At 54.5% G+C, this 25,110-nt stretch carries 21 protein-coding genes and 1 pseudogene; 9 read left to right on the top strand and 13 right to left on the bottom strand.

The genetic code is table 11. From position 1 onward, the window contains the following. The first annotated feature begins 98 nt into the window (after window positions 1–98). From J2T58_RS02630 to J2T58_RS02620, 3 genes are all read left to right on the top strand, one after another. Complete coding sequence (locus J2T58_RS02630; protein ID WP_253487214.1) at window positions 99–548, top strand: ribonuclease III domain-containing protein; 450 nt, start codon at window positions 99–101, stop codon at window positions 546–548. 65 nt (window positions 549–613) lie between these two features. After that, a complete protein-coding gene (locus J2T58_RS02625; RefSeq protein ID WP_253487213.1) occupies window positions 614–1,384 on the top strand; it encodes a PP2C family protein-serine/threonine phosphatase in 771 nt (256 codons plus the stop codon). 71 nt (window positions 1,385–1,455) lie between these two features. Next, complete coding sequence (locus tag J2T58_RS02620) at window positions 1,456–2,958, top strand: MBL fold metallo-hydrolase (RefSeq protein WP_253487212.1); 1,503 nt, start codon at window positions 1,456–1,458, stop codon at window positions 2,956–2,958. Here the strand turns inward: J2T58_RS02620 and J2T58_RS02615 are convergent. Then, window positions 2,948–3,565, bottom strand: a complete 618-nt coding sequence (locus J2T58_RS02615; RefSeq protein WP_253487211.1) for a class I SAM-dependent methyltransferase — start codon at window positions 3,563–3,565, stop codon at window positions 2,948–2,950. The two genes, J2T58_RS02620 and J2T58_RS02615, sit on opposite strands and share 11 nt — an antisense overlap. A gap of 26 nt (window positions 3,566–3,591) precedes the next feature. On the opposite strand from J2T58_RS02615, the gene J2T58_RS02610 reads away from it, so the two are divergent. Together J2T58_RS02610 and J2T58_RS02605 are read left to right on the top strand one after the other, a co-directional pair. Further along, window positions 3,592–4,947: an MFS transporter gene (locus J2T58_RS02610; RefSeq protein ID WP_253487210.1), complete on the top strand. Its 1,356-nt coding sequence runs from the start codon at window positions 3,592–3,594 to the stop codon at window positions 4,945–4,947. 80 nt (window positions 4,948–5,027) lie between these two features. After that, window positions 5,028–5,774, top strand: a complete 747-nt coding sequence (locus tag J2T58_RS02605; RefSeq protein ID WP_253487208.1) for an FkbM family methyltransferase — start codon at window positions 5,028–5,030, stop codon at window positions 5,772–5,774. On the opposite strand, the gene J2T58_RS02600 is transcribed toward J2T58_RS02605, so the two are convergent. Together J2T58_RS02600 and J2T58_RS02595 are read right to left on the bottom strand one after the other, a co-directional pair. Further along, complete coding sequence (locus J2T58_RS02600) at window positions 5,756–6,460, bottom strand: DUF4013 domain-containing protein (RefSeq protein WP_253487206.1); 705 nt, start codon at window positions 6,458–6,460, stop codon at window positions 5,756–5,758. The genes J2T58_RS02605 and J2T58_RS02600 overlap by 19 nt on opposite strands. Window positions 6,461–6,583: 123 nt before the next feature. Next, entirely contained in the window at window positions 6,584–7,483 is a 900-nt protein-coding gene (locus tag J2T58_RS02595) for a PPK2 family polyphosphate kinase (RefSeq protein WP_253487204.1), read from the bottom strand. Between the two features lie 125 nt (window positions 7,484–7,608). Here J2T58_RS02595 and J2T58_RS02590 point away from each other — a divergent pair, with 125 nt between their 5' ends. After that, window positions 7,609–7,962, top strand: coding sequence for a hypothetical protein (locus J2T58_RS02590; protein ID WP_253487202.1), 354 nt, complete (start codon window positions 7,609–7,611; stop codon window positions 7,960–7,962). Between the two features lie 7 nt (window positions 7,963–7,969). On the opposite strand, the gene J2T58_RS02585 is transcribed toward J2T58_RS02590, so the two are convergent. Then, window positions 7,970–9,394 (bottom strand): dihydropteroate synthase-like protein, encoded by a 1,425-nt coding sequence (locus tag J2T58_RS02585; protein ID WP_253487200.1) that lies wholly within the window; start codon window positions 9,392–9,394, stop codon window positions 7,970–7,972. Window positions 9,395–9,594: 200 nt separating this feature from the next. Next, window positions 9,595–10,812, bottom strand: a complete 1,218-nt coding sequence (locus J2T58_RS02580) for an FprA family A-type flavoprotein (protein ID WP_253487198.1) — start codon at window positions 10,810–10,812, stop codon at window positions 9,595–9,597. A gap of 150 nt (window positions 10,813–10,962) precedes the next feature. On the opposite strand from J2T58_RS02580, the gene J2T58_RS02575 reads away from it, so the two are divergent. Then, on the top strand, window positions 10,963–12,921 hold the full coding sequence (locus J2T58_RS02575) for a complex I subunit 5 family protein (RefSeq protein ID WP_253487196.1): 1,959 nt from the start codon (window positions 10,963–10,965) through the stop codon (window positions 12,919–12,921). A 5-nt stretch (window positions 12,922–12,926) separates the two neighbouring features. On the opposite strand, the gene J2T58_RS02570 is transcribed toward J2T58_RS02575, so the two are convergent. The 8 genes and pseudogenes from J2T58_RS02570 to J2T58_RS02535 all read right to left on the bottom strand — a co-directional run bounded on the left by J2T58_RS02570 (window position 12,927) and on the right by J2T58_RS02535 (window position 18,455). Continuing rightward, window positions 12,927–14,420, bottom strand: coding sequence for a monovalent cation/H+ antiporter subunit D family protein (locus J2T58_RS02570; RefSeq protein WP_253487194.1), 1,494 nt, complete (start codon window positions 14,418–14,420; stop codon window positions 12,927–12,929). Continuing rightward, entirely contained in the window at window positions 14,417–15,901 is a 1,485-nt protein-coding gene (locus tag J2T58_RS02565; RefSeq protein ID WP_253487192.1) for a complex I subunit 5 family protein, read from the bottom strand. The genes J2T58_RS02570 and J2T58_RS02565 overlap by 4 nt, the downstream gene beginning before the upstream one ends. Next, the gene (locus J2T58_RS02560; protein WP_253487190.1) at window positions 15,898–16,275 is read right to left on the bottom strand and encodes a cation:proton antiporter subunit C; all 378 of its coding nucleotides are present in this window, start codon (window positions 16,273–16,275) and stop codon (window positions 15,898–15,900) included. Before J2T58_RS02560 ends, J2T58_RS02565 begins: the two co-directional genes overlap by 4 nt. After that, window positions 16,272–16,697 carry an MnhB domain-containing protein gene (locus J2T58_RS02555; protein ID WP_253487188.1) on the bottom strand — a complete coding sequence of 142 codons (426 nt, stop codon included), beginning with the start codon at window positions 16,695–16,697 and terminating at the stop codon, window positions 16,272–16,274. Before J2T58_RS02555 ends, J2T58_RS02560 begins: the two co-directional genes overlap by 4 nt. Then, the gene (locus J2T58_RS02550) at window positions 16,684–17,235 is read right to left on the bottom strand and encodes a DUF4040 domain-containing protein (RefSeq protein WP_253487186.1); all 552 of its coding nucleotides are present in this window, start codon (window positions 17,233–17,235) and stop codon (window positions 16,684–16,686) included. Before J2T58_RS02550 ends, J2T58_RS02555 begins: the two co-directional genes overlap by 14 nt. Next, window positions 17,232–17,597 (bottom strand): annotated as a pseudogene (gene mnhG / locus J2T58_RS02545) (monovalent cation/H(+) antiporter subunit G); the annotation flags it as partial. The gene J2T58_RS02550 and the pseudogene mnhG, both read right to left, overlap by 4 nt. A 58-nt stretch (window positions 17,598–17,655) precedes the next feature. Further along, window positions 17,656–17,940 carry a monovalent cation/H+ antiporter complex subunit F gene (locus J2T58_RS02540; RefSeq protein WP_253487182.1) on the bottom strand — a complete coding sequence of 95 codons (285 nt, stop codon included), beginning with the start codon at window positions 17,938–17,940 and terminating at the stop codon, window positions 17,656–17,658. Further along, window positions 17,940–18,455, bottom strand: a complete 516-nt coding sequence (locus J2T58_RS02535; RefSeq protein ID WP_253487179.1) for a Na+/H+ antiporter subunit E — start codon at window positions 18,453–18,455, stop codon at window positions 17,940–17,942. Before J2T58_RS02535 ends, J2T58_RS02540 begins: the two co-directional genes overlap by 1 nt. Window positions 18,456–18,659: 204 nt before the next feature. Here J2T58_RS02535 and J2T58_RS02530 point away from each other — a divergent pair, with 204 nt between their 5' ends. Together J2T58_RS02530 and J2T58_RS02525 are read left to right on the top strand one after the other, a co-directional pair. Further along, window positions 18,660–21,737 carry a PD-(D/E)XK nuclease family protein gene (locus J2T58_RS02530; RefSeq protein ID WP_253487177.1) on the top strand — a complete coding sequence of 1,026 codons (3,078 nt, stop codon included), beginning with the start codon at window positions 18,660–18,662 and terminating at the stop codon, window positions 21,735–21,737. Next, complete coding sequence (locus J2T58_RS02525) at window positions 21,734–25,108, top strand: UvrD-helicase domain-containing protein (protein ID WP_253487176.1); 3,375 nt, start codon at window positions 21,734–21,736, stop codon at window positions 25,106–25,108. Before J2T58_RS02530 ends, J2T58_RS02525 begins: the two co-directional genes overlap by 4 nt. Window positions 25,109–25,110: the final 2 nt, after the last annotated feature.

The following is a 25,110-nucleotide window of genomic DNA, read 5'->3' as shown; positions in this document are numbered from 1 at the left end:
CTCTGTGAATATATTGCCGGGTGATTCAGAGTTATACGGGTTGTCACCTGCTTTCCAGCTTCAATGATTTTATTCCATTGGTTGACCCATATTCCGGGATGACAACCCCGCTTGAATCCCGCATCAACCACACCTTCAATGATCCCACCCTCCTCACCCGCGCCCTCACCCGCTCAGCATACGCACGCGAAACCGGCCTCCCGGATGGGCAGCATATGGATGCGCTCGCCGTCCTTGGCGATGCGGTGATTGATCTTCTTGTTATCGAGGATATCATTGCATCTGGCGAGTCTGACAAAGGTATTATTACGAACCGGAAGGTACATGCCGTCAATATGCTTCGCCTCAGAATGGCCGCAGAATCTCTTGATCTCAGTACATATGTCCTCTGGGGGAAGGGGGAGAAGAGCCAGGAGATATGGCAGTCAGGGAGGGTTCTTGCCGAATGCTTCGAGGCGCTGATTGGCGCCCTTTATATTGACGGGGGAATACCCATAGTAAAAAGGGTGATTGCAGCAACCGGCATCGGGAATAATTGGAAAGGTTGAAGTAATGTAGGCAGCGATGCTACTATTGTTATTCATATGAAGACTCTCCGGGAGAAATTCGGGGTTTGGGGAAAGCAATGATCGGGCGGATGATGACGATCGGGAGTGAGATAGCAGGTCTCACATGTCGGGGGGGGAGGCCGGCAAACGAGGACTCTTTTACGATCCTCCCTCTTCCGGATGGCTATCTTATTGCGGTTGCAGATGGTATCGGTGGGCAGGTTGCAGGTGATCGGGCCTCATCAATAGCCATCACGGCACTGCGTGACCATTTTTCTGAGGCATACACAGGGGGTCTCAAAAATGAGGAATTTCACCGTATACTTGAAGAAGGATTTATAGCGGCAGATAGAGCCGTCAAGACTGCGGCGACCGGTAATGCAAAAGGGATGGGGACGACGCTCGTCGCCGCCTTCATCAGGAGAAATAAAGCTATCATTGCACATACCGGAGATTCCCGTGCATACCATCTCTCCGGCCGTGTCGTCTCCGTCACCCGTGACCACTCGCTTGTCGCCGAGATGGTGCAGCGTGGCCTCCTCGACTCAAGCGAAGTGATCCATCACCCGCTGCGATCATATATCACGCGGAGTATTGGTGGGGACTTCACCGTTTCGATGAAGAGCATCAGCCTTCATCCAGGTGATGTTCTCCTCCTTGCATCGGATGGTTTTTATGAACACCTTGATGAGCAGATCCTCAGCTGTGAATCGCTCAGGGATGATCCGGCCGGGATCCTCAGACGGCTCATGAATCGAGTCCTCGCAGTGACACGGGATAATGCGACCGGTATCGTCTATCGCTCCCCGGTCTTCTCATCAGGACAGAAAGAATAAGGGAGCTGCTGATCCCAGAAGAGATACGCTCTCTTCGAATACTTTTTCTTATCGTTGATCAATCCTGTAGTATGGCGCAGGTGACGATCTTTGGAGGGGCCGGTTCCATTGGTGGGAACAAGATTCATATCAGGGAGGGATCATACGGTCTCCTCCTCGACTTTGGTATCGACTTCTCAATATACTCACGATTCTATGGGGATTTCTTAACCCCAAGGAGCGGCCGGGGAATCTATGACTATCTCCATCTCGGCCTCCTCCCGCCAATTGCAAATTATCGGCAGGATCTCACCCCGGCAGATCTCACCCTGAACGGGATGCCGGAGATCCCAATTGATGCCCTTCTCCTCTCTCATGCACATATGGATCATGTCGGCCTTGCCGGGATGCTTGATACAGCAATTCCTCTTGTGGCATCAGGAACCACCCTTGGTCTCATCAAGGCGATGCAGGACTCCGGACCTGCCAGGATGGGTTCTGACTGTATCTACACAAAAGAGCGGATCCCCCATGATGAACGGACCCTTATATCCGGGAGAAAGGAGGCCATCGGGCGCGATCTCATCGTCACAGATGCAATGACCGACTCCTTCAGTTCCCTCATATCAACCATCCCACAGGGGAAGGGAGCCACCATCACTGCATCCGTCTCAGCTTTGGATGAATCGAAGATTCCGTTCTCCATCGACGCCTGTCCGGTTGATCACTCCATCCCCGGGGCAACCGGGTTTCTTCTGGGTGGCGATCTCTCCATCGCCTATACAGGGGACATCAGGACGCATGGCAGGGAGAATACCGGCACATCACGGTTTGTGGATGCTGCAAGGGCCATGGGAACCCTCATCATCGAAGGGACCCGGCTCTCACGTGAAGAAGAGCCTTCGTATTCAGAGGTCTCGGAGGAGGAGGTTGCCTGGAACTGCCGGGCAGTTGTCGCAGAAGAGAATGGACTGGTTATTGCAGACTTCTCTCCGCGGAATATCGAGAGGCTGGCGATATTTCAGGAGATCGCAGAGAGATGCGGACGGCAGCTTGTCGTTACAGCAAAGGATGCCTATCTCCTCCAGGCAATGGCAGCCTGCGGCCACTTGAACCTTCTCCCCTCGCTTATGATGCATGGGGGATTTTCCGATCCCCGTATGGCTGGATGGAAGAAGGGGTTATCTGAGCATATTTCCCCGGTCTCTTCAGAAGAGGTGAAGCGGGATCCCGGCGGCTACATTCTCTGCTTCTCACTGTATGATCTCGTTGCACTCCCGGATATCGATCCAGAGGGCGGGACCTATATCTATTCGACATGCGAAGCCTTCAATGAGGAGATGGCTCTTGATGCGGCCCGTCTCCATCAGTGGCTCGACCGCTTCGGAATCAGGTGCCATGGTCTCCCCGGCAGATCACCCGGTTCATCCGGGTTCCACGCATCCGGGCATGCCTCTCCCGGTGATCTCGAGGCTATCGTTGACAGGATCGATCCCGATCTGATCATTCCGGTCCATACAACCGCCCCGGAATGGTTTTCAAAACGATGGGAGCAGGTTGTTATTCCGGAGACCGGGGAAGCGATCATCTGCTGAAGACAGCATGGAGATACTCCCGTGTATGGCACTCCCCGGAAAGCCGCACCTGATGGCTCTCCCTGGTGATCCGAATCTCCTCAAAGGGTTCTCCAAGAGTTCTGAGCTCTTCTTCGGTGAAGTAGTGGGTGATAATACCCTGGCGCAGGAAGGTGAAGGGTTCAACCTCCTCACCTTTCCCGCACCGCATATCGTTCCTCGAAAAAACTGTGCAGTGAAATGCCCCACCTGCTTCCAGAACGCGTTGAACTTCCCCCAGCATGAGCGGCCGGCCTTGTACCGTCAGATGACCGAGGATATGGATTCCGATGACTGCGCCAAATATCCCCTCCCTGAAGGGGAGATGACAGCCATCCCCGACGATGAGATCCACATTTCGTCTTCTGCAGAGTCTGACCGCCTCCTCTGCTGCATCGAGACCGGTGATCGCCCAGCCTCTCCCCTCCATCGCCGGAAGGTGTTTCCCATTCCCGCATCCAAGATCGAGGATACGGGTCTTTGGCGGGAGGTCGGGCAGTTGGAATGGGACCCCCCCGTAGAGTGCGCCCCTCTTCCGGTAATCGGTGTTCCATGCCTCCCTGAGGATCCCGGGATCGAGTCTGCCCATATAGATTCATGGCGCTGCGGGATGATATGATCCTTCTTATGTCTGGTCTGCAACGCTACCATTACCTCCTCGCCCTTCTTGGCGTCATCATAGCGACAGTGATGGCGACTGAAGCGATGATCATCGCCGGGTTCCCTGCGATAGAGGCGGAGTTTGGCGTTGCATCGGTTATCATCGCATGGATCCTCCCGACGGTGATGCTCGTTGGTGCCGTCATCCTTCTTGCCATCGGATCGCTTGGTGATATCATAGGGAAGCGCCGTGTCATCCTTGCCTGCCTGGGTGTCTATGGAGCAGGAATCGTCCTTGGTGGATATGCCCCGGATATGATGACCCTCCTTCTGTCACGGATGCTTCAGGGGGTCGGCCTTGCCATCGCCCCTCTTGCGTATGCACTCGTTGCTGAGGAGACCCCGCCGGAATGGGTGGCAACCGGAATTGGCGTGCTTGCTGCCACCTATGGGGCGGGGAGCTTCCTTGGGATCATGTTTGGAGCATTCATCATCGAACATATCGGGTGGCGTGCCTGCTTCCAGCTGATGATCCCCGTGGTTCTGCTCATCATCATCGCCGCATGGTTCATCCTCCCCCGACATGGCATCCTCCGGGAGGGGAAGATCGATCTGATCGGGATGGGACTCTTTGCTGCCTCGATCCTCACCGGGATGATCGCACTGACACAGGGTGGTCTCACCGGGATGAGAAATCCGCTCGTCTGGGGAGGGTTTCTCCTTTCGCTCCTCCTTCTGATCCTCTTCCTCCGCCATGAGAAACAGACTCCGGATCCGCTCATTGATCTCGAAATGATCCGGGAAGCACCGTTTCCTGCGATTACGATCAATGCGTTCCTCGTCGTCTTTGCCTTCTTCATGCTCCTTCAGCTGATGCCCTATATCATCTCACAGCCTGCCGGACTTGCTCTCCCGATCATCTTTGTGGGTATTCTTCTGATGCCCGGATCTCTCACCGATATGGTCTCAGGCCCTCTTGCGGGGTACCTGGTCACAAAAAAAGGAGTTGTTTTGCCGTTTCTCATCGGCAGCATCACGCTTCTCATCGGCAGCGGGATCTTCTTCCTCTTCGAGCTGACGCCACTTCTGCTTGTCGCAATCTGGATGAGTTTCTCAGCAGGCATGTCGATCCTCCTGACCATCGATAACATGATCGCCCTCGCTTCAGCACCCCCCGGCCAGACCGCTACCGCAAGTGCGTTCCTCCACACCATCCAGAGCATCGGAGGTGCCCTTGGTCCCATCGTTGCCGGTGCGGCACTCACACTATACCCGGGAGAAGCGGCGTTCACGGTGATATTCCTCGTCGTCCTTGCCGTCTCAGCCGCCATCCTCTTCCAGTCTGCCGTTATCAGGCGATATCTTCCATAGGATTGCCAGTGACGGAATACAACAAATTATTTCTGAAGACGGGGACTACCTCTCTCCAACGATCCATTACGAACAAAACAATGCGTCTTCTGCAACAGGCCCGAGCCATATGCCGGCACCATGATCTCAAGGATATCGTCTGTGGCACCTACCGGTATCTCTCTCAATACTGCATTCCTGAGAAGGGGATCATGGTTGCACACGAACGACTGACCTCTCCCGGCGATCAGATCGTTATTGTCGGAGGGGGAGACGGTGTTACTGCAGTTACAGCAGGAAGGATTACCGGGACGAACGGCTCAGTGGTGATATATGAGGCTGGGGATCGAGCCTGCCGGGAGATAGCAGAGAGGATACAGTCAGACGGGCTCTCATCCATCTGCACGGTTCATCATGCCCTCGTCGGACCGCATATCGATGTCTATGGAGGTGATACCACCTCCGCGTCCCGTATCCATCCCCGTGACCTCCCATCATGTGATGTCCTTGAACTCGATTGTGAAGGGGCTGAAGTTGCTATCCTGCGGGATCTTCGGATGCGTCCACGGGTCATCATCGTTGAGATCCACCCAATCCATTTCACCGAGGATGCATTCTGGGTACTCGACAGGCTCGACGATCTCGGGTACGAGATAGTCTATCGGAGCGGCCATGACGGGATCGAGATCGATGATGCAGAACTGCGAAAGCTTCTCTCCGGATCAAAGCACTGTGGTATTATGCTAAAGAACGGAGCCCGATCCCCAGGAGTTGTCGCGGCTCTCAGGATGGATGAGGGGCCAGAGAAAAAAGAGAGTTCGGGTTCTCTCTATGCAGGGACGCTCTGATAGAGCATCGTCACATAACGCCATGTAAAGAGTGAGAGTGGCGGGCCGAGGAAGAGGGCAATGAGCCATCCGAGCACGGGAATTGCCGACAATGCCCCGATGATAAAGGCCAAGACTGCGATGATGATCCAGAGAACGATAATGGTGATGATGTAGTCAACCCACCCGATCTTTCCAATATGCTCAAAGATCGCGCTAAAATTGAATGCCTCCATGATATTACCGGTTTTAGCAAACCTGACGACACCGGTGTATGCGATGAATGAGATGATGATCGCAACAACAAAGGCCACAAGCAGACCGGCAAGCAGCTCGGCGATTGCTCCAAGGATGAACTCATCCGGAACAACACCGGTCATCTCGCCCATTGCGGCACCGGCGATGATGAACGGCAGCGTTGCTGCACCGAAGATCACCAGGATGAGGATTATCGGGATCATGTAGATGAGGGCGACGATGTTCAGCTTCCAGCCATCGACAAAGAGCTTCCCCCAGTCATCCACCTCTGGTGCCGGCTCTTTCCCTGAGAGGACAGAGACGAGATATCCATTGAAGACCGGTACAAGATAGAGTGTGATGCTTGTTATCAGGTAGGCGATGACAAGCAATATCCACTGCTTCCACTTTCCCCAGACAGCCTCCTGGGCATAGGAGAACGATTCGGATGCAATTGTGCTGATAGACATAATGAATCAGGGTGATTTTGGATAATATGGTATATAAATCATCCCTGCCCTCTTCCGGGGATGATTCCATCAGAACGGCTGGCTTTTCGTCTTCAGATATCGCCAGTCTCCAGCGCAAACGATCTACTCGTTCTCCAGACTTTCCCGTGCCTTCTTCAGTTCCTGCTTCATCTCATCTGTCGTCGTTGGATACCTGAGGTCGAGCTGGGTGATCCCCTTGACGATGAGATCCGCCACAAGTGTTCGTGCTGCCCACTTGTAATCGGCCGGGATGATGTACCAGGGGGCGTCCTTTGTGCTCGTCTGGAAGAATGCCTCTTCATATGCTTTATGATAATCATCCCATCGCTTCCGCTCGCTCAGATCGGAGAGGGAGAACTTCCAGTTCTTCTCTTCGTTCTTCAACCGGGAGAGGAGTCGCTCTTTCTGTTCATCTTTTGAGATATTCAGGAAGAACTTCAGAATGATCGTTCCGTTTGCGATCAGATGCCTCTCAAATGCCCGGATATCCTCGTATCTGGTATTCCAGAACCCTTCATCCGGTTCAACAACAGGAAGTCGTTGATCACGTATGATTCCTGGGTGAACCCTGGGGACGAGCACATCCTCATAATAGGATCTGTTAAAGATCCCGATCTCTCCCCTGCGTGGCATCGCCTTCCAGAAACGCCAGAGGAAGGAGTGGTCAAGTTCATATTTTGTTGGTACCCCAAAGCTCGTGACACGGCACCCCTGTGGATTGACACCTGACATAACATGCTTGATCGTTCCGTCCTTTCCGGCAGTATCCATACCCTGAAGAATAATGAGGATCGAGTAACGATTGTCTGCCCAGAGAAGTTCCTGGGCGCTTGCGAGTGCGGTGCGATTCTCTTCAAGGATCTCAAGGGCCCGTGCCTTGACATTATTCTTGCCCCGCTCTTTCAGGACATCGTCCTGTGCCCATCCGGTATAGAAGTCTTTGATCTTCACACTCTTACCGGGCTTGACGAGGAGTTTTTCAATATATTTATCCTTAATCATTCCGTCTCAGGGTATAATGCTCAGGAGATGCTATAAAACAGTTGGTGTAGCCTGGTACCTGTTCCGGACTCCTGGTGAACCCGTCCTGAAACATCTATTTATAGCTGACCTGCTATGTAATTCCCATGGTACTATCGGGTCTGCACTGTCCACAGTGTGGGGAGATGACCGTTGTTGCAGAGCGGCCATCTGATAATGAGATCTGGATCAAATGCGGGACCTGTGACCTCTTCATCGGGCTCTCCGAAGAGGAATGGAACCGTATCAGAGCCTCGGAGAACAGGGAGGAGAAGATTCGATCCATTTACCAGAAGCTTCATCCCCGTATGGAGAGGGTGCAGAGCTGCCGGTTCTGTTCAGCAAAAAAGATCGGTCAGATGACAGGCGGCTCCTGCACCACCTGCCTCTCAAAAGCCCTCATCATCGTCCTGATCATTTTGATCGTCTCTGCGTTTATCATCTGGTACGGCCTCTTTTGAGTATTGATCAGAATCTGCCATCCTGTTCAAAACTGCGGTTAAAACGGATGGCAAGCTCTGCTTTATAGAGCTCTTTTCCAAGGTAGGCGGCATGATCCATCCGGGAGACCCACCCTCTGGCCTCAATCTCGTGGTATATGGAAGCCCAGTCACGGGCCCGGATCGCACTGCCGCCTTTTTCGGCAATGATCTCTCCCTCATCGATGCCAATCCGGAAATTTCCGCATGGGTCATAGATGAGCTTCCTCTCCTGCTTTTCCGGCTGAATCAGGGTATCATACCGGATTGGAGGTTCATGCCGCCGCCGCTTCTCCTTGATGACAAAGAGATCAATGCCGAGATCCTTCGGGTACGGCCTTTCATCCATCAGTGCCATCATCATCGTGGCCCGCCGCATCTCCCGAACCGACCCCTTCGTCTTGTCCGAGTGCTCGCTTGAGAAGATGACTGCGGCACCAACCTCCTTTGCCATCGCCGCGAGGAGGGCGTTTGCCCCCGGGGAATCCGCATCCAGGAGTTCTACCACATTTCCTGCACCGAAGAAGAGGGGGTGATCGGTACCTGCCGAAGCATACCCTGCAAGTGCCCTGATGAGCCCCGAACCGGCAGGGGGGAGGAGGGGATCGGTAATGAGGCAGGAGATGCCGCAGGCCTCGGCGGCAGCAATATTTGCAGCAAGCCCGGCCTCTCCGGGAACGATGACTGCCGCAACCCCGGCGTCAGCCACCGCAGATCCGATGATCGGGATATTTGCTTCCTGGAGGGAGAGGATGAGATCAGCTCTCTCCAGGGCGGCCCTGATCAGATCCGGATCCTGTGTGTCAACTGCAAGCGGTCCATCGATCCCTTCAAGATCATTGAACACTCTCCGGAGATCCTCCGGGGTGGCATCAAATCCAAAACCGAGATCAACGATGTCAGCGCCTGATGCGAAGAGTCCGGCAACCGCGACCCTGAGATCCGGATGGCGATGGGCATCCATTATCTCCGCACAGACCTTCATCCTGCTGCTGCCACCGATCTTCTGCCCCCTGATGAGAAAGGCAGGATCGGCCTCCTCTTCGATCTCAGCAAGCCGCTCAAGAGCACGCTCCCTCTTCATTCCCGCGATGAGATCATCTGCCGGTATGGTGCGTGAGAGTTGTATCTGGCCGACCCCCGGCAGGATCATTGCCAGATCGCTCGCATGCCGGGGACCGAGGAAGACCGGAACCCCTGTCTCCTTCTCAACTCCGGAGAAATCTGCAGTACACATTCCGGAGACTATCACCTGATCATAATGCGAGCTCTGGATCAGGTCGATGAGATGCCTGGGAGAGATGAACGATGCCACCTCGCCGATGACCTCCACAACACAGTCATGGCCGGACTCGCTGGCAGCCCTTCTGACCAGGTCCTCAGTCTGGGTGCCGGTAATAAGGAGGATCCGCATGGGTGATTGGTTGACCCAACCCTACATCAAGATGGCGAATTGGTCTTTGGCTGGGATCGTATGTATACGACTGGTATTTCTCTGGATTTGATCCTTTTGAATACGAATAGTTGATAAAAGAGGGTATTTTGGCGATAAAACCACCTGGATACGCCGTATGACTGTATAGCAGGGGATCAGGGATCCCGGCCTGATGGGGCTCAGGCGGTTATCCTTTCAGCCATCTTCTTCCCTGCTTCAAACGCCTGATCAAGTTCGTCGCCATCGGGGACGAACTGGACCTCCATCGTCTCGGTGACCGTAAACCCTGAGTTCTTCAGTTCATCTGCCACCATTGCTGCCGCACCTCCCCGGCCCCCCATCGAGCCGAAGGTGAGTGCGAACCGCTCGCCTGTACGATCGAAACGAAGACCCTTGAGATAATAGAGGAGATCGCCGATGCTCGGATACGGCATATCATTGATCGCCGGAACACCGACCATGATCGCTTTTGACTCGAGAATATCCTTGACGATCTCTGATCGCTCATCCTGGTGGAGATTGAAGATCTTCACATCCGCACCCCCTGCCATCACCCCTTCTGCAAGGGCATGGGCAAGTTTCTGTGTGGACCCATGCATCGTATCGTAGATGATCGTCACCTTCGTCTTCATTGCGGTGCCTGTCGCCCATCCGACATATGCGTTGATGATCTTTTTGGGATCGGTCCAGATCTGCCCATGGGCAGGTGCGATCATCTTCACTTGTGCGAGGAGGTTGAGGCCCGTCAGCTCATCTGCCTTCTTCAGAAAGAGGGGTGTCAGGGGGACGATGAGGTTGGCATAGAACTTCTGTGCCGCATCCATCAGGGTGTGGTCGGGGATCTCCGTATCAAGTCTTCCGGTGCAGCAGAGGTGCTGACTGAATGCATCGTTTGGAAAGAGGATCCCTTCCTCGGCATAGAGGGTGAACATCGAGTCGGGCCAGTGGAGGAGGGGAGCCTGGACAAATGCAAGGGTCTTCCCACCGATATCAAGGGTATCTCCGGTTGTGATGTGATGAAATACTGCATCCTTAAGCGATGGGTAATGGCGATGGAGTGCCTTCTCGCAGATCCCGGTGCAATAGATTACTGCCTCGGGGAAACGCCTGTGAATCTCAGGGAGGGCACCGGAATGGTCCTTTTCGGCATGATTCTGGATGATAATATCGATCGTTTCATCCCTCCCCTCTGCAGCACATGCATCCCGGATTCTCCCCCACATCTGTGCAGACTGGCCGGGGTAGACGTTGTCGATCAGCACGGTCTTCTCTCCGAAGATGAGGTACGCATTGTATGACGTCCCATCGAGCGTATAGCCGTGGTATGTCCGAATATCCCAGTCCAGGGTGCCTACCCAGTAGACACCATCAGCGATTTTATATGCTTCAGCTTTCATTGGTATAACCTGTTCGTTTGGTATAGAATGTTCTAAGATTTACGAACAAATAAGGGTTACGAAATTATCCTGAAAATGCAGTGATATTGGGAAACGACATCGATCCTTCAGTATACTTATCTATCACAAGGCAGAATAACCATATTGCCAATGGAGATCATCGGATTCCAGCCAGAGTATGCGGTTCTTACTCTACTTGCGGTTCCGTTCATCGGCTCTCTCCTCTGTTACCTCGCAGGTCGATACTCCGCCCCTCTCCGCAACCTGATTGCGGTCTCTGTCCCTGCCCTGGTCCTTCTGATCGCCGGCCTTGGCATCCCCTTCCTCTCTTCTGATCTCAGCTTCCGGATTGCCATTGAGAGTGAGTATCTCTTTTATACCCCGATCATCCAGATGAATCCCTTCTCGTATGCCATCATCCTGATCACTGCATTTGTCTGGATGCTCGGCACCGTCTATGCCACAGGATATCTTGGCGAGAAGGAGAGGACGAACCGCTTCTATACCTTCTGGCTCTTCTCACTCTTTGCGGATCTCGGTGTACTCATCTCAGGCGACTACATCACACTGTATCTCTTCTTTGAGTTGCTGACCCTCTCGGCATTTGTGCTGATCATCCATTATCAGACAGATGATGCGGTTGCTGCTGCAAAGAAGTATCTCTTCCTTGGATTATCCGGTGCTTTCCTCATTCTTGCGGGTGCCGCCCTCCTCTTTGCAGGTACAGGATCGATTGATGTGGCCCCCCTTGCAGCCGGGTCAGGCCTGACCGGCTCCCAAATCCTCCTCATTGCCGGACTGATGATCCTCGGCTTCGGTGTGAAGGCCGGGATGTATCCCGTTCATATCTGGCTTCCTGATGCCCACAGCTCCGCCCCGACACCCGCTTCTGCTATACTCTCCGGACTGATCATCAAGGTTGGCGCCTACGGAATCTTCATCGTCTGCCTCTTCATCCTCTTCCCCTCCATCATCTCAGGCCCTCTCTCCTCTTCCGGCTCTCCCGCCGGGCTCGTCCTGATATGGATCTCTCTGATTACAATGATCGTTGCCGTCTTCCTGGCCCTGATGCAGACCAACTCAAAGAGGATGCTTGCGTATCACAGTATCAGCCAGATGGGGTTCATCCTCCTTGGCATCTCCTGTGTGGTGTATCTTGGGGATGGGGGATCAAGCGGCTTTGCCGGGGGGCTCTATCATCTCATCAACCATGCCCTCTTCAAGGCCTCCCTCTTCCTCGCAGTAGGTGCCGTCTTTCTTGCAACCGATGAGCTGAATATGTATAAAATCGGAGGCCTCTGGCGCTCCATGCCGTTTACTGCCCTGGCAATGGTAATCGGTGTCTGTGCAATATCGGGCGTACCAGGGTTCAACGGGTTCGTCAGCAAGGCATTCATTCATCATGCCCTCATCGATGCACAGGCTGTTGGCGGGTGGACCCTCCTTCCTGCAGAGGCGATCTTCTTCATCGTCTGTGGAGGAACCGTCGCCTCCACGGGAAAGCTCCTCCTCTTCACCTTCTTTGGCGAGTCAAAGCTTCAGAGACTGCCGCTTGATAGAACACCCCTCCCGATGAAGGCAGCGATGGCCTCCCTCTCGGTTGCGATCATACTCCTTGGAATCCTCCCGGGTCTTGCCATCTTCTTTATTCTGCCAGCAGCAATGGTCTTCCCGTTCTCCGAGTCAGGAATCGCATATATTGCCGGATATGCCGGGTACGCAGGGGCAGGCATCTATTCTGCCGGCAATATCGGCTATGCGATCCTTGAGATAGGTATCGGGGTCCTCCTCTTCATCGCCTATGTCTTCTGGGGATGGTTCCATTGGGAGAAGAAGGTCCCCTCCCTCATCTCCCCTGATGCCTGGTATTACCGGGTTACCGGGGCATTTCAATCGACCGGGCGATTTGTCGGAGTCGATCTCCTCTCCGGAATACAGGAGATGACCCGGACCGCAGATGAGCATTTTCAGGAGCGCTGGCTCATCTTTTCGCGCAGGCACCGGCGAACCCTGCTTAATCTCTCTACATTCGGGACCGGCATCCTCCTCATCACACTGGTCCTTGGGATCTACCTGATCATTATTATTCTCGCCCCGGTCATCGGATGATAGTATCAGAACCCGGTGATACTCCTCACGATTGCCGTTGCCACCTCCAGAGGGAAGTACGGCGCATTTGGAATTATTCCAAAGAGGATGACCATCACAGCGGTGAGGATCAGGGGAAACTTGATGAGCCAGCTCGTCTGCTCCTCAAAGTCGCCGGTCTCTGATGGTTCTGAGAAATAGGCATGGTAGATCGGGGGCAGAAAGTAGGCTGCATTGAGGAGGGCACTGATGAGAAGGAGGAGGACATAGATCGATGCTCCGGCATCAAGGGCACCGGTTATCATGAACCATTTTGTGATGAACCCTGCGGTCAGGGGTATGCCGATGAGGCCAAGCCCTCCGATGGTAAAAGCAGCCCAGGTATAGGGCATCTCATCGGCCATCCCATGCATCTCGGAGAGGCGGGTCTTCCCGGTTGTGACATAGATGGCTCCCGCACAGAAGAAGAGCGTGATCTTCATGAAGGCCTGATGCATCATATGGGCAATTCCCCCCTCGAGGGCCGCAGGTGCAAGAAGGGCGACCCCGAGGACGATATAGGAGAGCTGGCTGATCGTGGAGTAGGCAAGCCTCATCTTCAGGTTATCCTGTGCAAGTGCGATGAATGAGGCGGTGATGATCGTCAACCCGGCAAAGGCGGCAAGGAACGGTGCGGCGCCAATTTCGGTGAAGAGTTCCATCCCAAAGATGTAGAAGATGATCCGCAGGAGGCCGAAGGCGCCTGCCTTGACGACTGCCACTGCATGCAGCAGGGCGCTCACCGGGGTCGGTGCGACCATCGCAGCAGGCAGCCATCCATGAAGGGGCATGATTGCGGTCTTAACACCGACTCCGGCGATGAAGAGGAGGCAGAGAAGCCGGAGGACATCTGTACTCCCGGTTCCGTTGAGTATCCCCCCCTCGGCAAAGTCAAGGGTCCCCGTCATCGTGTACGTGAGAACAATTGCAAAGAGGAGGACGATCCCCCCGGTCATCAGGTAGGCAAGGTACTTCTTCCCGGCGTCCATCGCCTCCTTCGTCTGATTGTGAACAACGAGCGGGTATGTGGCAAAGGTGAGGATCTCATAAAAGATGAAGAATGTCAGGAGATTCCCGGAGAAGGCGATCCCGACGGTTGATGCGATACAGACGGCAAAGCAGAGGTAGTAGCGTGTCTGGGCATCTTCATTGAGGGATCGCATATACCCGATCGAGAAGATCGAGGTGACAATCCAGAGGAACGATGAGAGGAATGCGAAGTAGATTCCAAAGAGATCGACCGTCAGGGAGAACGGAACCCCGGGCAGGAGGGTGACCGGTGTGAACTGGAGTACCCCCCCATCCATAATGGTCTGGTATATCGAAAAAACCAGCACAAACTTGAGGAGAGCCGCCGCCATCGTGACCCCCTCGTTCAGATAGCGGACTCTGTTTCCAAATACTGCGATGAGTATTGCCGCGGAGAGCGAGATACAGAGTGCTACTGCCGGGATACCAGACGTGATCACCTCCCCGCTCATAGTCCACCCCCAAGGAGTGTATCGGCGGCGGGCCGTATCATCTCCATCGGGATCTCAACAAAGAATCCAAGGAGGATGGACGCCGCCCCGAGGAGAAGAACAATCAGAATCATATGCCACTTTCCCTCATCCAGCCGGTGTTTTCGATGCGATGGCTCAAAGTATGCAAGACGAAATATCCTGAAGAAGTACAGGGCGGTCAGGAGGGTCCAGAAGAGGATGACGCCCGCATAGATCAGGAGGCCGGCTCCGATAGCTGCATTTGCCACATATATCTTGCTCATGAACCCGCCACTTAAGGGAATCCCGATTATGGAGATGGCACCAAGGGAGAAGCCTGCCATGGTATATGGCATCTCATCGGCGAGTCCCCGGAAATCCTCAACCATCCTGATCCCCGCCTGAATCAGCAGGGCATCGGCTGCGATGAAGAGGCAGACTTTTGCAACGGTATGGGTGATCATATGCAGCATTGCACCCTCAAGCCCGGTTGATGTCGCAAGGCTGATGCCAAGGACGATACAGCCTGTATTTGCACCCGTTGAATATGCAAGCATCCTCCTGATATCCGACTGCTGCAACGCAACGATGGAACAGATGACGATAGCAACTGCACCGAGGAGCGCAAGGACGGAAGGAAGCGGAACCGCCTCTCCGGATAGTGACGGGCCGAATATGACGTACACAAGCCTGATCAGGGCGACCAGGCCGGCTTTCAGGGCAAGGGTCGAGATGACCGGGGTGATGGAGGGTGCATGAGCATACGCATCCGGCATCCAGATATGCAGGGGAAAGAGGCCGATCTTTGTTGAGAGACCTGCTATGAGAAGGGCAAAGCCGGCAAGAACCGTCCATGAATGGATGATATCCGGAAGTATCTCTCCCATTAGTGTCATATTCAGGGTGCCGGTGCTGATGAAGAGAAAGCCGGTCCCGATGAGGATCAGGGCAGACCCTGCTGATCCGATCAGGAGATACTTATATCCGGCAAGGAGGCTCTTTCCATCAGCCCTGATGGCAACCAGGCCATACATGGCGATTGCCAGAATCTCAATGAGGACGAAGAGATTGAAGAGATCATTTGTCAGGACGATCCCCTGCGTGGCTCCGGCAGCAAGAAGAATGAGCGTATAGAAGATGGTCGTCTTCTTCCTCCCCAGATCAGGGATCGTCGCCTGGAGGTAGATGATTGCGATAAGGGTGATCGCTGATATGAGAAGAGAGAGGACTGCACCAAGATGATCCGCGACAAATTCTATTCCCAGCGGCGGGGCAACACCTGAGAGATTGTAGGATACCGGTCCGTGGATGAGAACACGGTGCGTAAGGAGGAGGGAGCAGGCAAGATTGACGGACACGGCTGCAACAGCGATCCCTTTCACTGTTCTGTCAAGGAGGATGCCGACGAGCGGTGTGATATATGCCGCTATCACCGGGATCATCACAACGAGGATGGGGAGGTGGTCGGTGATCGGGGTCATAGCTCCTCCATCAGCCTCCCTGCATCGAGTGTTCCGTACCGCCGGTAGATGAGGACCGCAAAACTGAGTGCAAGTGCCGTCATACAGAGGGTGACGACGATTGCCGTGAGCATCATCGCAGAGGGGAGTGGGTTTGCATAGAGCATCGCCCCGGTCTCCGCCCCCTCCTTCGGCAGAATAGGGGCGACCCCCCCATCAACGTCGCCAAGAGAGATATAGAAGAGGAAGATCGCGGTCTCGATGATATTTAACCCGATGAACTTCTTGATCAGGTTCTTCTTCGCTATCATTGTATACAGCCCGATCATGATCAGGACGATCGAGACCCAGTAGTTGTAATGGCCCAGGATAAAGTCAGGATCGAGGGCGTTCATTCTCCCCTCCCGGTTATCGTGAGGAATACGAGGCAAATCATCCCGGAGACGGCGATGCCGATCCCAATCTCAACGATGGTGATCAGGATCGCATGGATGGCATCATCAGGGAAGGGGAGCGGAAAGAGGCTGTACTGGAGGAATGATCCTCCTGATACGATCCCAAGGAAGCCTATCGCCCCGAAGATGATCGCTCCTGCAGAGCCAAGGATCCAGAGTTTTGACCCGGCGAGCCGGGACCGCAGTTCGATACGGCTTCTTCCAATCGCGGCAAGGATGAGTGCGCTCGTAAAGATGATCCCTGCCTGAAACCCTCCCCCTGCCCCGAGGTGGCCATGCAGGAGGATGTATGCCCCAAAGAGGAGAAGAAACGGGACCATCAGCCGGGCTATCGTCCGAACGATGATATCACCTCCCGTCATCGCCTTCCTCCTCTCTTCTCTTCAGGAAGAGTGCGATGATCCCAATCCCGACGGCAAAGACGACGGTCACCTCACCGAGGGTATCAAATGATCGGTAATAGGCGATGATGGCGGTGACGATGTTCACAACACCGGTGACGTCCTTTGCTTCTTCGAGATACAGGTTTCCGGACACTACCGCAGCCGGGGCATCCGGACTGCCGAAGGAGGGCATCCCCCCGGCAGCGAGGGCAAGGATCAGCCCGATGACGAGTACAATGGCAAGAGGCCCTTTCTGGATCCCCTCATCATCTGAATCCTCCTCCATCCTGCTCGTCTTCTGGATGGCAAGGATGAAGAGGACGGTGGTGATCCCTGCACCAACCGCCGCCTCAGTGAGGGCGACATCCGGAGAGTTCAGCTGGGCATAGATGATCGCCATCAGGAAGGAGTAGACGGAGAGTATCATCGCAGAGACGAGGAGATCCCGGGTCTTCAAAGCCCAGATTGCAAGGATGATCAGGGCGACAAGGAGGACGCCGTTTAGGAGCCAGATCATCGCTCCCCCTCCTTCTCTTCCTCTCTCCTGACCGTCTCCTCCATCTTGGATCTGATGAGAGCCTCATTCTCTTCTTTCTCTCTGATATAGTCCCCTGCCGGCTCTCTGTACTCATCAATGCCATCCTCCAGCTCAGGACGCACGCCGGATATGTATGCACCTTTGGCGAGTGCCTGTGCGGCAGTGGGGCTTGCGATCAGGAAGAAGAAGCTGATTGCAAGGACCTTGAGTGAGAGAAGGGAGAACCCTTCAAAGAGTGCAATGCCAAGGAGGATGCAGGTCTGGCCGAGGGTATCGCATTTTGTTGCGGCATGAAGCCGGCAGAAGAAATCCGGAAACCGCAGCACCCCGATGGAGCCAGCTAAAAAAAAAAGCCGCCGGCGAGGAGCAGGCCGATTGAAACAAACGACAGGATGGTATTCATGTGAATATCCTCCCGGTGGTCAGGTACCGTGATACACAGAGGGTCACAAGGAATCCGAGCATCGCATACGTGAGTGCAATATCGATGATGTAAGGCTGGCCGATCTGCGTAGCGACGATGACGAGGAGGACGGCTGTCGTCGTTCCGATGATGTTGACTGCCATGATCCGATCAGGCAGGGTTGGCCCTTTTGCAACGCGATAGAGGCAGATGAAGGCTGCTATTCCAAGGATGACCCCGGTTCCTGTGAGGGCCATATCGATCAGAGGTGTCGCTGCCATTACACAATCCTCCTTTCAAAGAGGTTCTGCACAGCCCTGTGCAGCATCTCTGTCTTCTGCTGCGTCCTGTCCGGTCTGGTCAGATAATGGATGAAACAGGTGCCATCACCGGCCATATCCATCGTCAGGGTCCCGGGGGTGAGCGTCAGGGAGTTTCCAAATGTTGCTTTTGCGGTATCTGAGGTGAGATCAGTCTCGAATCTCCGGATGGTTGGGGAGATCGGGAGATCCGGATGAAAGATGATCCTGATCAGGTCGATGTTTGCCCGTATGATCTGGGACTGGAGCCGGATAAGATACGGGATGGAGAGGAGGCAGACGATGAGGAAGCTCCTCTTTGCCCCGGTGGTGTCCGGGTCAGTTGTATCATAGATCGGGGCGAGATATGCAATCAGGAGTGATGCGATAACCCCCATGCCGAGATGGACAGGATCGGGGTGGCCTGAGAGGATGATCCAGAAGAGGAAGAGGATCCCTGCCGAAAGGATGAAACCGGCCACGCCCCGTAGATTCATAGGTTTCTGATCATCTTTTGGGATTAAAAAAGGTATTGGTCGGAGGTATGAGGCAGCGTCGTTCTATATACCGCCGGCTCACGCTGGGAGAAGATATATAATACTTAAAATTTAACTATTGAATATTATATCTAATCTAATAGGGACAACACTACATTCAGAAAGAGCAGATCCGTACCTCCTCCCGCATTGGAGTTCCATCTCATGATCCCGCACCATACTATTACCCGGATACTTCCCGGCCAGCATATAGACCGCATCATCGATATGATGAATGTGTCGTTGGCCGATGCCCCGTTTCAGACCGTACTCATCCTTCCAACGAGCCGCCTCGTCGGGGAAGTCCGCCAGAGACTGCTGGATGAGGGGCTCTCGCTCATCGAGTCTTCGGTTACAACCTTATCTGGTTATGCAGACGCGGTCATAGAAACAGATGCCGGGGTGATGAGGCGGATCAGCGATCATGAGAAGGAACTCATCATCGCTACTATCCTTGAGGAAGGGGCATATCCCCTCATTGCACCAAAGAAGCATTCGATATCCGGCATCGCCGGGGAGCTCCGGGTCCTCTTTGATGTCCTGCAGAGCCGAAAGACTGCATATCCTGCTGCTCTCTCTGACCTCCAGGGCCAAAAAAGCGATGAGATCGGAATGGTATACCAGGAGTACCAGCGATACCTTTCAGACCAGAACCTCCTTGACAGGCAGGGGGCGATCATCCATGCAACAGACCGGATCAGGCGTCATGGAGGCCGCAAAAATGTCTTCATCTATGGCCTCTATGAGCCCCACCCCATCGAGCAGGATCTGGTGCTTGCATTGAAACAGTCGGCTGAAACGTTTGTGTATACCCTCCCCTGGATGGATGACTCCCGCTGCTTTTATGATGACGGCTCATGGCTTGGTAACCTTTTGGAAGAGGAACCGGCTTCTCAGCCTCCGGCTCTTGCCCGTTTCTTTGATGATCCGCTTCCGGAAGAGGGAGATCCCCCTCTGCGTCTCACCCGGTACCGTGATTCTGTTGAGGAGCTTGGGGGAATTGCCACCAGGATACGGACCCTGATTGATGAAGGGGTAGATCCGGGTGATATCACCCTCGTCTTCCCGGCGGTTGCAGATACGGTTGAGATGACGGAGGAGATCTTCTCCGAATATGGCATCCCATACTCCACATCGGCCGGAAAGGTTCTGACTCGGTTCCCCCTTGTCCAGTCTCTCCTTCAGCTCCCTGCACTCCCGCTCTCAGGATATCGCCGGGATGATCTCGTCTCACTTCTCAGATCTCCATATTTCCAGTATTCTCACGATCTGGATGGAGAAAGAGTACGCCTCAGGAGCGGAAATGTGGATCTCCTCTCGCGAAAGGCCGGCATCAGGGGGGGTGAGGGAGAGTGGCGGGAGAGGATCGGTCGCTATATTCGTTCTCTGGAAGAGTATGCTGCCCGCCTCCCTGAAGAGAAGGCGCAGAAACGTCAATGGATGATCACGAATGCCCAGGAGACACTGGCGGGGATCGAATCGCTCATCGAAATGCTGAACCCACTTCAGGGCGAGGAGACCCTCGCCGGCCATCTCAGGAGATACCGGACTCTTCTTACCACCCTCGGGCTGCCATATCTTCCGTCCGATGGTGATGAGGTGATGCAACGCAGAGAAGAAGAGATCCTCAGGGCGTTTATCTCGATGCTTGAAGAGCTTGAGGGAGCAGCAGCCATCCTTCCAGAACGCCGCATCTCTCTCTCATCATTCCTCTCAATCCTCTCGTCGGCAGCAGGAAGGAGGAGGATGACAGAGAGGAGCAACCGGCATCGGGTAACGGTGGCAGGTATTCGTGAAGTACAACACATGAGGATTCCGCATCTCTTCATCGCGGGACTCACCGAGGGTGCGATGCCACGGATCGCGCCCCGTCTCCCGCTCTGTACCTCTGCCGAAACGAAGAAGCTTGGAACACTGTCAGGCAGGGAGATCATTCGTAATGAACGGTATTACCTCCTTGCCGCCCTCCTCTCGGCAGGAGAGAGCCTGTCTCTGAGTTATCCGGCAACAGATGGAGATAGGATCCTGCTCAGATCGGGTTTCATCGAAAGGCTCCCTGAAGCTGCAGGGAGTACTGATGGATCGGCATACTCCCGGATTGCACAAGGTATCTCGGCGGGTCGCCTCCTTGCAGAAGGGGAGGCGGCCAGGGCCTCATCACTCCTCGGCTGTGATATCCTCTTCGTGGCCGATCGGATCTCCATTGAAGAAGGCCGGAGAACCGGTGAAAACAGAAGAGAATTTGCCGGTATCATTGGTGGGGATGGCGCCATCACCGCCTCCCTCCTGAAGAGGTTCGGGGATGAGACCGTCTTCTCGGCGACCCCCCTTGAGGCGTATGGCCGCTGTCCATTCTCATTCCTTGCCCGGTATGTCCTTGGGATCGAACCGCTCCCCGAGATCGATCTGGATCTGACGGCACTTGAACGGGGCAACCTCATCCACAGGATAGCATACCGGTTCTATGCCGACGGACGGTCTCCACCCACTGCCGGAACACTGGTCGATTCACTCGAAGCCATCCGCTCCATCTGCCGGGATGAGCTGAAAGACTCTGCCCGCAGCAACCCGGTATGGATCGTGGAGGGAGAAGGCCTCCTCGGATCTGATCGGCCAGGTCTGCTTGAAGAGTTTCTCAGGTATGAGATGCATCTGGCAGCGTCTCCGTTTACTCCTGCCTATTGTGAGTACTCGTTTGGGATGCCACCTTCAGATCGGGATAGTGATCCGGCATCCACCCCTGGTCCGGTCAGGATTGCTCTTGATGATGGATCGGTCCTTCTTCTCAAAGGGAAGGTGGACCGTATCGACACAACACCGGACGGGAGGTTCTGCGCCATTGACTATAAGACCGGATCATCCCCGGGGCTTGGGGATATTACCAACGGGCGCGCACTCCAGCTCCCCCTGTACATCCGGGCTATCGAGAGCTCACTGGGCCTTTCTGCTGCCGGAGGGGCGTATTATACCCTGAAGAAAGCTGATGTGAAGTGTCAGGCGCTCATCCGTGATCAGGCGGTGGATGATTACTTCCTGCTGTTTGCACGTTCACGTGATGGCGGAAAGAGGCCACTTGACGATCTCATCTCCGAATCCCTCGGATGGGTGAGGCGATATCTTGAAGGTATCCGGAGCGGTCATTTCCCGATCACGGATAATCCGAAGAGATGTTCAGATTACTGCAATTATCGCTCCATCTGCCGGATGGATCCTCTCCGGCTCGTTTCAGGAGGTGACGAATGAGGGGGCTAACAGAACGCCAGGCAGAGGCGGCACGCTGCCATGATCAGAGCCTCTGTGTGGTTGCAGGTGCAGGAACCGGCAAGACGCATCTCCTGGTGGAGAAGTACCTTGATCTCATCGAAGAGGGGCATGCCGGTGTCAGTGAGATCCTGGCTCTCACCTTCACCGAGAAGGCGGCGGCAGAGATGAAGGAGAGGATCCGGAAAGCCGTCATGAAGAGGGAGGGCTGGGAGGCTGTATGGGACGATCTCCTCTCAGCACATATATCAACCTTTCATTCCTTCTGCGCCCGGGTACTCCGTGAGTTCCCGATTGAGTCGGGTATCGGCCCGGGTTTCATCGTCCTTGATGATCCGGCCCTTCGTATGATACGTGAGGATGCAATCCGGGAGCTTCTGTATGGCGAGGTGCAGGGGGAGGAATCTCCGGTCATTCCGGTCCTCCGTGCAATCGGGCCGAAGGATTCTGCTGAATACCTTGACACGTTGTATGATGAGAGGGAGTATGCTGAGAGCTTCTTTTGGACTCTTGAGAAGGATGATGATACAATCCCTGCCTTCTGGGAGGGTGCGGTATCGACATTTGTATCAGAAGCGGTAGAAGATCTTCTGAAAGAGCCATCTTTTGCCGCTGCCCTCACAAGGCTTCATGACTTAGCCAATCAGTACCCCGGCAGCAGTGATCGGGCGATGGAGTACCTCCGTGAGGTGGAAGCGGCCATCCCCGATCCGGATGACGGTGCATCTGCTGATACCCGCCTCTCCTGTATCCGGCACCTCATCCGGATTCATTCATCCTACACAGCCAATATGGGATCGAAGAAGAACTGGCATGGGGGCGATCTTGACACGCTGAAAGAGAATTTTAAAACAGTGCGGGACAGCCTGAAAGCAAAGCATGAGATCCTGATCCTTTCCTTCTCCCGGGATGATCCCTTTACCCGGAGGACGATTGCCTTCCTCCGGGATCTCGGATTGGTCTTTGGTGCGTATACCCGGCTGATCGATACGGCAAAACGACGCCAGAACGGGCTTGATTATAATGATCTCATCAGGATCACCCATCAGCTCTTCACCCGGAATGATGACCTTGTCGAAGAGCATTTTCGTCGGCAGTTTAGGTATATTCTGGTCGATGAGTATCAGGATACAGATCCTGCACAGAGCGATATCATCAGGATGATCATCGGTGATACAGAGCAGGCGACCGATCGCCTCTTTGTTGTGGGAGATCCCAAACAGTCGATCTACCTCTTCCGGCGGGCGGATGTGACACAGTTTGCCGTTACCCGTGATCTCATATGCCGCCAGTTCTCAGGACGGGAGATTGCACTTGATCGGAATTTCCGGAGTACTCCGGAGGTGATGGGTTTTGTCAATCACCTCTTCTCCTCTCTCATGAAGGATGCAGGAAAACCATGGGAGTTCCCCTACCAGATGCTCCAGTCCGAACGGGCTGGTGAGACGGGATCGGTGACCCTCCTCCTTTCTGATGGGGAAGGGGATGCTGACACGATGGTCCGGGGGGAGGCGGAGATGGTCGCCAGATATATTCAGTCTGCTGTGGTGCAGGGGCAGATACCGCTCTCCCATGCCCCTGACGGAACCCCTCTTGAGAATCCAAGGCCCGCGGGGTATGGTGATATCGCTATTCTGGTTGAAAGGAGGAAGAATATTCCGGTCTTTGGCCAGGCACTCAGGAGGTATGGCATTCCGCTCCATATTCATTCGGGAAGCGGCTTTTATGAGCAGCAGGAGGTCCTTGATCTTCATCTGCTCCTCTCATTCCTGGAGAACGATGAGGACTCCCTTGCACTCTTTGGAGTACTCCGATCCCCGTTCTTTGGCCTCTCTGACTGCACGCTCTTTCATATCAACGAGGCAGGGCCGGAATGGATGAGTCTCTGGAGACGTCTTGAGATCTATGCAGAAGAGCACCCAGGGACCGATGCTTCACGGGCATATGATCTCCTCCTCTCCTGGAGATCCTATGCTGACAGGATCGAACCGGCATCGCTCATCAAAACGATCATTTCCGACTCAGGAATCTATGCTGTGTACAGTGGTACTGAAGGCGGAAATCAGGCGATTGCGAATATGGAGAAGCTCCTTTCGATGGCTCGAAATGACGGGAGGAGCCTCTCTCACATTATTGAGATGATGCGGATCTCCATATCTGGTATGAGTGATGCTGGTGAGGCATCGGTTGATCTCTCATCTGATGAGTCCGTCTCCATCATGACGGTCCATGCATCAAAAGGTCTTGAGTTTCCGGTTGTTATTCTGCCGGAACTGTCCCGACGGATCAATTATTCGGCGGAGAAGATCCGGGTTGAGGATGATCTCCTTCTTGGAGTGACGATCCCTGACCCGGATGATGGCTTCACACCGAGGCAGACCCCCATCCTCGTCATGCAGAACGAGAGGTATCGCCAGAAGGAGGCGGCTGAACGGCGGCGGCTCCTCTATGTTGCCACGACCCGTGCACGCGATCACCTCATCCTCTCCGGCAGCCGGGAGGGACCTCCTCCGGCTGACCTCTCGCTTTGCAGGAGCAGAATGGACTGGATCAGCCATATCCTCGGGATCACCGATGAGGTGGTTGCTGCAGGTTTCCTCGAATTAATCCCGCCCTGCGGCTCAGGAGCGATCAGGATGCGCATCATCCCGGATCCGACCTCACTTTTGGCTGAGCCGGTATCGCGTGAGCCTTTGCCGCGGGATCTCCCTGAATCAATCATCTCTCCGGGCACCCCGGTTCAGCCTCTTATTCCCCCTCCGGGCGAGCCCCTCCTCTCACCAAGCCGGGTTGAAGCGCTCCGATCATCTGATCCAAAAAGCGAACGGTTCAGATTGAAGAGAGGACTTGGGCCGAAGAAAGAGGATGCCCGGGTGCGTGGATCTATCCTGCATGAGGTCTTTCAGGGGAGGGATCCCGCCACCGTCCTCCGGAGCTACGGGTGTCCGGATCCAGAGCAGGCCTCCCTCCTCTCGGATCTCTATGATCGGTTCCTCGCCTCGGAGATGATGCAGGGCTGTCTTGAGGATCATTGTGAGGTTCCCTTCCGCTCCCGTGTGCATGGGGTTCTCTTCAGGGGGACGATCGACCGGGTGGTCCGTCGATCTGATCAACAGTGGGTCATCATCGACTATAAGACGGGGTCAGTCGCCGAATCGGATATCCCCGCACTCATCAGTGAATATCTCGTCCAGATGGCGGTCTATCGCCATGCTGCCGAAGCGATCCTTCGTCAGCCGGTGATACCATATATCTACCTCCCGGAGATTGATTCATTTGTGGAGGTCCGGATCGATGAGAGGGAGGTGGCAGCCCGGATTGATGAGGCGGTCGAAAAAATGAATGGCTTTTGATG

It is taken from the genome of Methanocalculus alkaliphilus (assembly GCF_024170505.1).
GTDB classification, from domain to species: Archaea; Halobacteriota; Methanomicrobia; order Methanomicrobiales; family Methanocorpusculaceae; genus Methanocalculus; species Methanocalculus alkaliphilus.
Note: the sequence above shows the minus strand (reverse complement) of the source record. Positions and strands in the feature narration are given on the sequence as shown.